Below are 12,197 nucleotides of genomic sequence, written 5' to 3'. Positions count from 1 at the left end.
GCTACACGCCTTAAGTTGAAATCGATAAGAAAGAACAGATCACCGCTATTTTGATCGATAAGGACCGATCAAAACGCGACGACCACAAAAATTTATACAAACGGTCGTCGGATCAGATTGTTAAGTCCGACAGACTCCTAGAAAACAATAACTCAAAATAGTTTGTTTAGGGTTTAATTGGGGGTTATTCGGTTATGCTTTTAATGATTGATAATTATGACTCTTTTACCTACAACCTGGTTCAATATTTTGGTGAGCTTGGGGAAGAGGTCCGCGTTTTCCGAAACGACCGGATTACTTTAGAAGAAATAGAAAAACAAACCCCCTCGGGAATTGTCATTTCACCGGGGCCGTGTACTCCCAATGAAGCAGGAATCTCCCTGGCTCTTATCCGGCATTTTGCCGGGCGGCTTCCTATCCTGGGGGTGTGTTTAGGCCACCAGGCGATTGGGGCTGCATTTGGTGGGGAGGTTATCCGGGCCGAGCGGTTAATGCACGGGAAGACCTCTATGATTCGCCATGACGCGAAAACCCTGTTTAAAAACCTGCCGAACCCTTTCGAAGCCACGCGGTATCACTCTCTCATTCTCCGGCGAGAGACCCTTCCCGGGTGTTTTGAAATCAGTGCGGATACGGAGGAAGGGGAGATCATGGGAATTCGCCACCGCACCTACCCCATGGAAGGAGTTCAATTTCATCCGGAATCCATTTTGACGCGGTTCGGAAAAGATCTACTTAAAAATTTTCTGGCTGGGGTCCAGCGTTTTGGGAGGGCGGCGTGATTAGGGAAGCCATCAGCAAAGTGATCGAGGGGAGTTCTCTTTCGGTGCAGGAGGCGGAAGGGGTCATGATGGAAATCATGGAAGGAAAGGCAACTCCTGCTCAAATTGCGGCTTACGTGGTTGGTCTTCGCATGAAGGGGGAAACGGTAGAGGAGATTACCGGGTCTGCTCAAGCCATGCGACAAAAAGCTGTACGGATCCGGGTGAGAGATCGGCTGGTTGTCGATACCTGCGGCACCGGTGGGGACCGAATGGGAACTTTTAATATTTCCACCACTGTGGCCTTTTTGGTTTCCGGCGCTGGAATTACCGTTGCTAAACATGGGAACCGATCGGTGTCAAGCAGTTGTGGGAGTGCCGACGTTTTAAAAGCCCTTGGGGTCAAGATCGAAATTCCTCCCGAAGCGGTGGAGGAATGTATTAATGAGATTGGAATTGGGTTTCTCTTTGCCCCCCAGTATCACGGGGCAATGAAACATGCGTTGGCCCCGCGGCAGGAGATCGGGGTAAGGACACTTTTTAATATTTTGGGGCCCCTCACCAATCCCGCAGGCGCCACGGTCCAGGTTCTGGGTGTTTATAAAGAGGAATTGACCGATTTATTGGCCCAGGTTTTGATCAACCTGGGTTCAGCCCATTGTTTTGTGGTCCATGGGTTGGATGGCTTGGATGAAATTACCATTACCGGGAAGACCCGTGTTTCCGAGGGGAAAGAAGGAAGTATCAAAAGTTATTTTCTGGAACCCGGAGATTTTGATTTGACCCCGGCGAAAATCAAAGATATTCAGGGGGGGGATATGAAAGAAAATGCCAATATCGTTTTGGATATTTTGCATGGAAGAAAAGGACCCCGTCGTGAAATTGTTCTTCTGAATGCTGCCCCTGCCCTGGTGGCTGCTGGAAAAGCGAAAACCCTCCAGGATGGTTACCGGTTAGCCAATGAGTCGATTGATTCGGGTGCAGCATTTGAAAAATTAGAGGCTTTAAAGGAGGTGACAAACCGTTAGGGCCACACTTTCAAGGTTATCCATTCGTGCAGGAAATTTTAAAAGAAATTGTTCAAAATAAGCGGACTGAAGTTGAGGAGCGGAAGAATCAGTTTCCTCTTTCTTTTCTTCAAAATACCCTCCATTTTTTATCTAAACCCCGGGATTTTTTCCGGGCCCTTTCTCACCATCAAAATGGAGAACCCAAGGGGTCAACCTGTTCGCTGATTGCTGAGATCAAAAAGGCGTCTCCTTCAAAAGGTCTTTTAAGTAACCATTTTGATCCATTGGGTTTGGCGAAGGTTTATGAAGGTTCGGGAGCTTCTGCCTTATCCATTTTGACCGATGAGCATTATTTCCTGGGTTCTCTTCAATTTATTCCATTGGTCAAAATTAATTGCCCGCTTCCAATTCTTCAAAAAGATTTTATTATTGATGAATATCAAATTTTTGAAGCCAGGCGTTGGGGGGCCGATGCCATCCTTTTGATTGCCTCGGTATTACCGGATGATCAATTGACACAGTTTTATATACTTGCCCGTGAAATGGGTCTGTCCGTCATTATCGAGGTCCACTCAGAGGATGAATTAAAAAGGGTTCTTCCTTTACAAGCCAGACTCATTGGAATTAACAACCGGAACCTTCAAACCTTCGAAACCTCTTTGGAAACCACTAGAGGCCTTGCCGGAAAAATTCCTAAAGGGGTGGTGATGATCAGTGAAAGCGGGATTTTCTCCCGGCAAGATGTTTTGGAAGTTCAAAAAGCGGGGGCAACCGCCATATTGGTAGGTGAGGCTTTGATGACCAGTCCGGATATTCCAGGAAAAATAAGGGAGCTTTTGGGGCAATGATACGGGTAAAAATTTGCGGAATTACCCATCTGGAGGATGCACAAGCCGCTGTTGAATATGGGGCCGATGCGATTGGATTTGTTCTTTACAGGCAGAGTGCCCGATTTATTGAACCTCAGCAGGTTCAAATCATTATCTCCAAACTCCCCCCTTACGTAACCTGCATTGGCCTTTTTGTCGATGAGCAGCCTTCCGTTATCCAAAAAACCGTAGAGTCTTGCGGTCTAGATATGGTTCAATTTCAGGGAAATGAGTCTCCAGCTCTCTGCCATCAGTTTCAGCAGAGGGCCATCAAAGCCATTCACATGAAAAATGAAGAGAGTTTATCTCTCCTTTCTCAGTTTCACGTGAGGGCATTTCTTCTGGATACTTTTTTGAAAGGGGAATACGGGGGAACAGGTAAAAAGTTTGACTGGGATTTGGCAGTCAAGGCGAAACCTTTCGGAACGATTATTCTGGCCGGTGGTTTAACCCCGGAAAACGTTGGGGAAGCTGTTAAAAAAGTAAGGCCCTATGGGGTGGATGTGAGCAGCGGAGTTGAAGGGGACCTTAAAGGAAAAAAGGATCATGAAAAAATCAAAAGGTTTATTGAAGAAGCAAAAGGCTAAAACCAAAAGACCGTCCTTAATAAAGGCCAAAGATGAGAGGAAAGGCCACTTTGGCCAGTTTGGAGGAAGGTTTGCCCCGGAGACTTTAATAGCGGCCCTTGATGAATTGGAGCGCACCTATTTTCGGCTTCGGGCAGAGAAGCGCTTTCAGGAGGAGGTCAGTTATTATTTGAGGGAGTATGTTGGAAGACCCACTCCTCTTTATTTTGCGCGCCGTCTCACCGAACGTTTGAAAGGGGCGAAGATCTATCTAAAACGTGAGGATTTGTGCCATACAGGGGCCCATAAAATCAATAATACAGTGGGGCAGGTTTTATTGACCCGCCGAATGAAGAAAGAACGGGTGATTGCCGAAACCGGTGCGGGACAGCATGGGGTGGCCACCGCCACGGTTGCGGCCATGTTCGGCCTGACCTGTGAGGTATATATGGGAACCGAGGATATGGAACGACAGGCACTTAATGTTTTCCGGATGCACCTTTTGGGCTCAAAAGTTACTCCGGTAGATGCAGGGAGCCGAACCCTGAAAGATGCCATCAATGAAGCCATGCGGGATTGGACCACCCATGTGAGAAATACACATTATATATTAGGGTCGGTCTTAGGACCTCACCCCTACCCGATGATGATACGGGATTTTCAATCGGTCATCGGGCGGGAAGCCCGGAGACAAATTCTTAAAGCTGAGGGGAAATTGCCCAACTATCTGGTTGCCTGTGTTGGAGGGGGAAGTAATTCCATCGGCCTGTTTTATCAATTTTTGAAGGATTCAAAGGTTAAAATGATCGGTGTGGAGGCCGGGGGCCTGGGGATTGCCTCTGGGAAACATGCCGCCCGGTTTGCGGATGGTTCAGTGGGTGTTCTTCATGGGACCAAAACTTTTTTGCTTCAGGATGAATTTGGGCAGATCCGAACCACCCATTCGGTTTCGGCGGGGTTAGATTACCCCGCTGTTGGACCGGAGCATAGTTTTTATCAGGACCGAAAAAGGGTGCAATACACCTACGTCAAGGATGAGGAAGCACTGGAGGCATTCGATTTATTAAGTCGTGTAGAGGGAATTATTCCCGCCCTTGAATCTGCCCATGCCATTGCCGAGGTTATAAAATTGGCACCCAGGCTTTCCCGGGGTTCCATTATTATTGTCAACCTTTCAGGCCGTGGGGACAAGGATGTGAATCAAATCGCGAAAATGAGGGGAATTGACATATCATGAAAGAAGACCAGCGGGAGGGCCGGATCGAAATACTTTTTAAACACCTCAGGCTGAACCAGGAAAAGGCTTTTGTTCCCTATATCATGGCCGGGGATCCATCCCTTGCCCAAACGGAAGAACTGGTCAAAGGGCTGGCGGATCTGGGCGCTGACCTGATTGAGTTGGGGGTTCCTTTTTCCGATCCCATTGCGGATGGCCCTGTCATCCAGCGGGCAAGTGTTCGGTCTCTTCGGCAAAAAACAACGCTTCCGGGAATTTTGGATATGGTGGAAAGGCTCCGCCAAAAAGTTTCGGTTCCGATCGTCTTGATGACCTATTACAATCCCATCATGAAATATGGGGAGGAACGTTTTGTAAAAAACGCCCTTGAGAAAGGGGTGGATGGCGTGATCATTCCGGATCTTCCCCCGGAGGAAGCGGGCTGCTTGATGAAAGCGGGGAATGAGGAGGGTTTGGATATCATTTTTTTAATTGCGCCGACCACCTCCCCTTCCAGGATGAGGAAAGTGGCCCAACACAGCCGGGGTTTTATTTATTATGTGTCTCTGGTGGGAATTACAGGGGCAAAAATGGGTGCCGTGAAAGATATCCGACGACAGATTGAATCCCTTCGAAAGATTTCTCCCCTGCCCATTTTGATCGGGTTTGGAATATCCACCCCACAGGAAGCCTCCCAGGCTGCTTCTTTAGGGGACGGGGTGGTGGTGGGATCTGCACTGGTTCGGCAGGTGGAAGAACACCTGGAAGATGGAACTGCCACCCAAAGGGTCCTTGAGGGTGCTAAATCGCTCCTGAAAAGTTTTAAAAAATAGGCCACTTCCTTAACCTAAACCCCTATGCTTGATTTTAATCAATTTGAGGTAATAAGTTTTGGTTGTTACGGAACGTTAATTGATTGGGAAAGTGGGATATTAGAAGCGTTCGAGCCGTTTTTTTCCAGGCAGAACATTCCCATTGAGGAGGGTTCCATTCTTGAGTTTTTTTCGAAGGCCGAAGCCCAATCTGAGAGTGGACCTTATAATGAATATAAAGATGTTTTAAGGGGGGTTGTACGGAAAACGGCTGAAGTTTTCCATCTGAACCTTTCTACTTCTGAGGATCATTTTCTTGTTGAATCTTTGAAAAACTGGAAGCCCTTTTCCGATACCGTGGAGGCGCTGCGTACCCTGAAAAAACGGTTTCGTTTGGCCATTCTCTCCAATACGGATGATGCTCTTTTTTCAATAACCGCTGAACACCTTCACATTAAGTTTGATTGGGTCATCACCGCCCAGCAGGTTCGCTCCTATAAACCCTCCTTAAATTTTTTCCGCTTTGCCATTCAAAAAATCGGGGTCCCTTCAGATAAAATCCTTCATGTGGGCCAAAGCATGTTTCATGACATCGTTCCCGCAAAAAACATCGGATTGAAAACGGTGTGGGTTGATCGAAGAAGGAGTAAAAACGGTCCCGGCGCAACACCTTCTGGCTATGCCCGCCCTGATCTCGTGGTTCCTGATTTAAAAACCCTGGCCTTATTTGCAAATTCTCCATAACCCCAAAGAGCCCCACAAGGACTCCTTGGAGGCCTTGAAGGGGAACCCCTTTTAAACGATGAAAAATTTGAGGGGATCTGGGTCTCGTTTTGAGATATAATCACGCAAGAGTTAAATAAATCACGAAAAAGGATATTAAATGTTTAGACCTTTTAAAGTTGGACTCGCCCTGGGTGGAGGAGGCGCAAGAGGGATTTCCCATCTTGGTGTTTTATCCGCATTGGAAAAGGCGGGGGTTCCCATCGACCTGGTGGCGGGAGTAAGTTTTGGTGCGGTGGTGGGTGCCATGTATGCGATCCAACCCAATATTCAAGAAATTGAAAACAGGATCACCACATTTGTTAACGGTCCCGAATTTAAACGGACCCGATTTGAATTTATGCGGCATGATCTTAATCAAGGGAAACGGGCGGGTATTTTATCCAAGTTGGCTCATTCTGTTAAACGGGGTGTCTTTTACGGAATATCTTTTACACGGCAAGCCTATATATCAGAAATGGAATTTTTACGCGTGATGGGGCATCTCATTGATGATGTGGATATGGAAAATACCAAGGTTCCTTTTTTTACCACGGCGGCGGATCTGATTAACGGGGGAGAGTATATTTTAGATAAAGGATCCTTAAGAAAAGCCATCTGTGCCACCTGTGCCATCCCCGGCATTTTTCCTCCCATGATGTACGGGGAGCATTTATTAATGGATGGGGGTTGGGTCAACCCCGTTCCCGTTGATTTACTCCGTCAAAAGGGTGCTGATTTCGTGATTGCGGTCAATGCTTCCGATTCGGTCTTAAAGGTAACGGGGTTCAACCGAGGATTGGATCTTCTCCTTAGGGCCGATGCGCTGGTCAGGGAAAGACTGAGATCTCATTATGCCAAAAAAGCCGATGTGATTATCCAGCCGGATGTGGGAAAGGTCCATTGGGCGGATTTTAGCCGTCCCAAGGAATATATGCAAAAGGGAAAAGAAGCCACGGAGACCAAACTGGAGGAGGTCAAAAGAAAGATTCGCTGGGGAAGAGTCCGTCGGATATTCCCGGGAAATAATCATAGAGGTTAGTTAGGGTGAGGGGCATTTAGATCAACAGGAGAAATCCCTCCTTATCCCTTTTCGATTTTTCCATCCACGATTTTGATGATCCGGTCGGCTTGTTTTGCCAGGAATTCGTTATGGGTAACCATGATCAAGGTGATACCTTTTTCATGTTGGAGGCGTTTGAGCAGAGAAAAAATAGCTTCGCTGGTGTGGGTATCCAAATTTCCGGTGGGTTCGTCCGCCAAAACCAATTGGGGGTTTAACATGAGGGCCCTGGCCATGGCCACCCGCTGCTGCTCTCCTCCTGAGAGTTCACCCGGGCGGTGATCCCTCCTCATTTCCAACCCTACCTCTTTTAAAATCTCTTTGGCTTCCTTTTCAATTTGTTTATTTTGGTTTCCCTGTATTAAGGCCGGCATCATGGTATTTTCCAGAGCGGTAAATTCGGGAAGGAGATGATGAAATTGAAAAACAAACCCGAGTTTTTTATTTCGAAACTGGGCCATTTGGGATTCAGAGAAACGGGAAATGTCCTCTCCGTCAAAAAGGACCTTTCCGGAGCTCGGCCGGTCCAACCCGCCCAGGATATGGAGAAGGGTGCTTTTTCCTGCCCCGGATGCTCCCACAATACAAAGAAGTTCCCCCTTTTGGATTTCCATTTCAACCCCATTGAGAACGGGAATTTCCCTATTTTCGAGGGAAAACCACTTGTATAAATCCACGATTTTTACCAGGGGGTTATTCATAGCGAAGAGCTTCGGTAGGCTCTAATTTTGCCGCTTGAAAAGAAGGGTAGAGGGTTGCAAGAAAACTAATCAAAATGGCGGAAAAAGAAACCAGGGAGATATCCCACGCCCGAATGATTACCGGAATATGACTGATATAGTAAACATCACTTGGAAGGGTAATAAAGTTTTGAAAGATCTGGCACACCCCATATCCCAAAGGGATTCCGATTGCAGTCCCGACCAAACCGATAATCAGACCGTCGATCATAAAAATTCTCATGATTCCACGGCGATTGGCCCCCATGGCTTTTAATATGGCTATTTCCCGGCTCTTCTCCACCACAATCATGGTCAAGGTGCTGACGATGTTAAAGGATGCCACAAGAATAATTAAAACCAGAATGATGAACATCATGATCTTTTCCAGCTTCAGGGCGGAAAAAAGATTTCGATTCATTTGCATCCAGTCCCGTGCCCCGTAGGGGAAACCCAGTTTACTTTGGATCGATGTGGCAACCTGATCGGCAATAAAAATATCATCGACTTTAATTTCAAGACCGGTAACGGTGTCCCCCATATCAAAAAATTCCTGGGCGGAGGGAAGGGAAATATAGGCCAATGAGGAGTCATATTCATACATTCCCGAATCAAAAATTCCAACCACATGAAAACGCCTCATTTTGGGTACCATTCCAAAGGGACCGACCACACTGGAAGGGGAGATGACGGTAATTTCTTCCCCGAAAAAAGCGCCCAACTTTCCTGCTAACTCCTTCCCAAGAATAATTCCCCGTTGGGGAATTCCGGTCTCCGGATCAACCGGCTCATCTTTTAAAAGATTCAGTTTCCCCTCCCGCATATAGGATGGCAGTTCGGTGACCGTCCCTTCAATGTCCGGGTCTATTCCCCGTATGACGACCCCACTGACACCCACTTCAGAAGTCAGAAGAACTTGGCTATATACGAAAGGTGCTGCAGAGACCACGTGAGGAACCTCCAGTACCTGGGTTAAGAGGTCTCGATAATTGGAAACGCCATCCCGTGTTCGGTCCATCACCACAATGTGGGAGGTTGTTCCGACAATTTTTTCCCTTAAATCCTCGGAAAATCCGGTCATGACCGCCAATGTGGCAATCAACGCAGCAACCCCAAGGGTGACACCCCCCATGGATATAAAGGTGTTTAAGGAAATTGATCGACGTTTTCTTTTTGCTTTGAGGTATCGAAGGGCAATAAAAAACTCGTAGGAAAATTTCATAGAAAAGGTCTTAGGGGCCTACCGGCCTTCCGGTTTCAATTGGGGGAAAAAGATGACATCCCGGATAGAGTATTGTTGGGTCAGTAACATGACCAGGCGGTCAATTCCGATACCTTCCCCGGCGGCAGGGGGCATCCCGTATTCCAAGGCCCTAATAAAATCCTCATCCATTTGGTGGGCTTCCGGATCTCCTGCTTCTCTTTGGGCCATCTGCTCCTCAAATCGGGATTTTTGTTCAATGGGATCATTCAGCTCGGAGAATGCATTGGCAATTTCCCTCGTTCCGATGTAGAGCTCAAAGCGGTCGGTGAAAAGGGGGTTCTGATCATTCCGTTTCGCCAAGGGAGAAATTTCAATGGGATATTCCGTGATAAAAGTGGGTTGAACCAGCGTGGTTTCCACTGTATGCTCGAAAATTTCGCTGAGGATTTTTCCCAGTGGAAGATTTTCCTGAAGTGTGATTCCCATCTTTTCAGCTACCCGGATCATTTCGGTTCGGTCCTGTAACTGTTCCGGTTTTAGGGATAATGTGTTTTGAATGGCTTCACGGTAAGTAAACCGATTCCAGGGAGGGGTCAGGTCGATCTGATGCTCACCATAGGAAAACGTTAATGTTTCCAAAGTTTCCTTGGCCAGAGTGACGATTAATTCCTCGGTTAGCGGGATCAGGTCTTTAAAATCCGCGTAGGCCACATAAAATTCAAGCATGGTGAATTCTGGATTGTGGATCGTGGAGATTCCCTCGTTCCGGAAGTTCCGGTTGATTTCATATATTTTTTCAAACCCTCCCACCAAAAGCCTTTTTAAGTAAAGTTCCGGGGCAATTCTAAGAAATAGGGGAATGTCCAGAGCATTATGATGGGTTTCAAAAGGTCGGGCCGCTGCTCCGCCAGCGATGGAATGCATCATAGGGGTTTCCACTTCTAAAAACCCGCGGCTGTTTAAAAAAGTCCGGATGCCCTGAATGATCCGGTTGCGTTTCCTGAAAACCTCTTGGACTTCGGAGTTGGCGAAAAGATCCACATACCGCTGTCGATAGCGTGTTTCCACGTCACTGAGCCCATGCCATTTTTCCGGGGGAGGGCGCAAGGATTTCGATAAAAGAGTGATTTCCTCCACATGAAGGGTTAGTTCATTGGTTTTGGTCCGGAACAGTTTTCCGTTCGCTCCGATATAGTCTCCCAAGTCTAACCGGTCTAAAAGAAACACATGGTCCTCTTGAAGTTCCCCTTTTTTGGTATAGATCTGAATTTTTCCGGTTTCATCCTGGATATGCATAAAAGCGGTTTTTCCGAATCCACGATACCCCAAAATTCTCCCTGCGACCTGGCAGGTGACGTTTAGTTTTTCCAAGGATTCCTTATCCTCTTTTTCGTATTGGACCAAGAGGGGTTTTGCGTGGTGGGTAACCTCAAAGCGTTTTCCGAAAGGGGAAATTCCTTTTGCTTTGAGTTCCTCAAGCTTTTTTAAGCGCTGTTGAATTTGATCGTTGTCTAAATCCATGGTTTTAAACTTGCTCTTCCTTGCAGTTTTGCTGCTGGGTAAAGGCCTAATTCCCCCTTTGAAAAATGGAGGGAGATTTAAGAAATCAGTTTTTCCTCTGAATCCCCCGCAGGCCTGCAACGGGGCTCTGATTTAAATACCTTTCTTCCCGTCATTTCCGAAAGGTTTTATCGGGAATCCAGGTCATTTTAAACCATAAAGGTTCCCAAACCGTAAGGTAGAGCTTTTCAATGACCGTTTGGGGTTTGAGAATTTTTAACAGGATTTTGGGATTATAGGGGTACAACCCCTTGAAAGTCAAGGAATTAGGGTGGCGAAGACGTGTGAAAGGGGAAGGATGTTGGTTAGGGGCGACACCCAAGAAAATATTTTTAACCCATACTTTTTGAATAGGAACTTTCTTTCACCAAATCAACATGATATGCTTAGTAAAGTTGTTTATGGAAGGGAAATACCATGGATTACAAAACAGATGATTTAAGAATTCAAGCCACAAAAGCGGTTACCCCACCCGTGGAGGTGTGTGGGGAAATCCCCATCACCGATCATGCGGCAAAAACCACTTTTGAGGCACGGCAGGGCATCCACAGGATTCTCAGCGGAAAAGATCCCCGCTTGATGGTGATCGCTGGCCCATGTTCTATTCACGATCCCGGGGCGGCCAGAGAGTATGCTGACCGTCTTAAAGGGCTCATTGATAAATTCAGCCATGATCTGCTCATTGTGATGCGTGTATATTTCGAAAAGCCCCGAACAACGGTGGGGTGGAAAGGGTTTATTAATGATCCCGATTTGGATGGCAGCTTTCACATTAACAAAGGGGTTCGTCTTGCACGACGGCTGTTATTGGATCTCAATGAAAAGGGGGTTCCGGCTGGAACGGAATTCCTCGATGTCATTACCCCCCAATATATCACCGACTTGGTGAGCTGGGGAGCCATCGGTGCGCGGACCACCGAAAGCCAGGTTCACAGGGAACTTGCCTCGGGTCTTTCTTGTCCTGTGGGATTCAAAAATGCAACCGATGGCACCATTCAGGTAGCCGTGGACGCAGTTCGAGCCGCTTCTGTGCCCCATCACTTTCTTTCTGTAAGAAAGGAAGGAAATTCTGCGATTTTTACCACCCGGGGAAATCAGGATTGCCACATTATTCTGCGTGGAGGTAAAAAACCCAATTATGATGCCAGAAGCATTGAACAAGCCGCGAAGCAATTGGAAGCGGCAAAGTTGCCCGAACGGATAATGGTGGATTTTAGTCATGCCAACAGCCGAAAGAAACACCAAGAGCAACTGATGGTAGGGCGGGAGGTGACAGCCCAAATTTCGGGAGGGAATCAGAGAATCTTCGGAGTTATGGTTGAAAGCCATCTGATTGCAGGCCGTCAAGATGTGGCCCCTGGGAAAAAACTAACCTATGGACAGAGTATTACCGATGCCTGCATCGGTTGGGAAGACACGGAAACCTTAATCCGTGAACTTGCGGAAGCGTCACGCAAACGGATTCAGAAAAAGTAACATCAATCCTTCCAAAATTCTTAGCCATTAAAAATTCCGGGTCTTCGTGTAATCGAGTGGGTAAAAATTGTTAAAAAGTGTTTAAGGTCCATACAGGGCAAGGGTCAAGTCAAAGTCATTCTGTGGTTGAAGCCTTTGAAGTATTAGAGGTTCCTGCAAAATCCAGTTCGTCATTCCCG

At 47.0% G+C, this 12,197-nt stretch carries 12 protein-coding genes; 9 read left to right on the top strand and 3 right to left on the bottom strand.

The window, feature by feature from the left end; translation table 11 throughout:
* The first annotated feature begins 194 nt into the window (after positions 1 to 194).
* From VGB26_15910 to VGB26_15875, 8 genes are all read left to right on the top strand, one after another.
* Positions 195 to 782 (top strand): aminodeoxychorismate/anthranilate synthase component II, encoded by a 588-nt coding sequence (locus tag VGB26_15910; GenBank protein HEX9759261.1) that lies wholly within the window; start codon positions 195 to 197, stop codon positions 780 to 782.
* Complete coding sequence (trpD, locus tag VGB26_15905) at positions 779 to 1,789, top strand: anthranilate phosphoribosyltransferase (protein HEX9759260.1); 1,011 nt, start codon at positions 779 to 781, stop codon at positions 1,787 to 1,789. Before VGB26_15910 ends, trpD begins: the two co-directional genes overlap by 4 nt.
* A gap of 26 nt (positions 1,790 to 1,815) precedes the next feature.
* Complete coding sequence (gene trpC, locus VGB26_15900; protein HEX9759259.1) at positions 1,816 to 2,619, top strand: indole-3-glycerol phosphate synthase TrpC; 804 nt, start codon at positions 1,816 to 1,818, stop codon at positions 2,617 to 2,619.
* Complete coding sequence (locus tag VGB26_15895; GenBank protein ID HEX9759258.1) at positions 2,616 to 3,227, top strand: phosphoribosylanthranilate isomerase; 612 nt, start codon at positions 2,616 to 2,618, stop codon at positions 3,225 to 3,227. The genes trpC and VGB26_15895 overlap by 4 nt, the downstream gene beginning before the upstream one ends.
* 19 nt (positions 3,228 to 3,246) lie before the next feature.
* Positions 3,247 to 4,443 (top strand): tryptophan synthase subunit beta, encoded by a 1,197-nt coding sequence (trpB, locus tag VGB26_15890; protein ID HEX9759257.1) that lies wholly within the window; start codon positions 3,247 to 3,249, stop codon positions 4,441 to 4,443.
* On the top strand, positions 4,440 to 5,255 hold the full coding sequence (gene trpA / locus VGB26_15885; GenBank protein ID HEX9759256.1) for a tryptophan synthase subunit alpha: 816 nt from the start codon (positions 4,440 to 4,442) through the stop codon (positions 5,253 to 5,255). The genes trpB and trpA overlap by 4 nt, the downstream gene beginning before the upstream one ends.
* Positions 5,256 to 5,279: 24 nt before the next feature.
* Entirely contained in the window at positions 5,280 to 5,978 is a 699-nt protein-coding gene (locus VGB26_15880; GenBank protein ID HEX9759255.1) for a haloacid dehalogenase type II, read from the top strand.
* 139 nt (positions 5,979 to 6,117) lie between these two features.
* Positions 6,118 to 7,038, top strand: a complete 921-nt coding sequence (locus VGB26_15875) for a patatin-like phospholipase family protein (protein HEX9759254.1) — start codon at positions 6,118 to 6,120, stop codon at positions 7,036 to 7,038.
* Between the two features lie 41 nt (positions 7,039 to 7,079).
* Here the strand turns inward: VGB26_15875 and VGB26_15870 are convergent, their stop codons facing one another.
* Genes VGB26_15870 through lysS form a run of 3 tightly spaced genes read right to left on the bottom strand, consistent with a single transcriptional unit; the run spans position 7,080 to position 10,503 of the window.
* Positions 7,080 to 7,760 (bottom strand): ABC transporter ATP-binding protein, encoded by a 681-nt coding sequence (locus VGB26_15870; GenBank protein ID HEX9759253.1) that lies wholly within the window; start codon positions 7,758 to 7,760, stop codon positions 7,080 to 7,082.
* Positions 7,753 to 9,000 carry a lipoprotein-releasing ABC transporter permease subunit gene (locus VGB26_15865; protein ID HEX9759252.1) on the bottom strand — a complete coding sequence of 416 codons (1,248 nt, stop codon included), beginning with the start codon at positions 8,998 to 9,000 and terminating at the stop codon, positions 7,753 to 7,755. The genes VGB26_15870 and VGB26_15865 overlap by 8 nt, the downstream gene beginning before the upstream one ends.
* Before the next feature lie 18 nt (positions 9,001 to 9,018).
* Complete coding sequence (gene lysS / locus VGB26_15860) at positions 9,019 to 10,503, bottom strand: lysine--tRNA ligase (protein ID HEX9759251.1); 1,485 nt, start codon at positions 10,501 to 10,503, stop codon at positions 9,019 to 9,021.
* A 456-nt stretch (positions 10,504 to 10,959) separates the two neighbouring features.
* Here lysS and VGB26_15855 point away from each other — a divergent pair, with 456 nt between their 5' ends.
* Complete coding sequence (locus VGB26_15855; GenBank protein ID HEX9759250.1) at positions 10,960 to 12,018, top strand: 3-deoxy-7-phosphoheptulonate synthase; 1,059 nt, start codon at positions 10,960 to 10,962, stop codon at positions 12,016 to 12,018.
* Positions 12,019 to 12,197 lie beyond the last annotated feature (179 nt).

This window comes from Nitrospiria bacterium (assembly GCA_036397255.1).
Classification (GTDB): domain Bacteria; phylum Nitrospirota; class Nitrospiria; order DASWJH01; family DASWJH01; genus DASWJH01.
The sequence above is the reverse complement of the archived record's forward strand: the minus strand, read 5'-3'. Positions and strand labels throughout refer to the sequence as shown.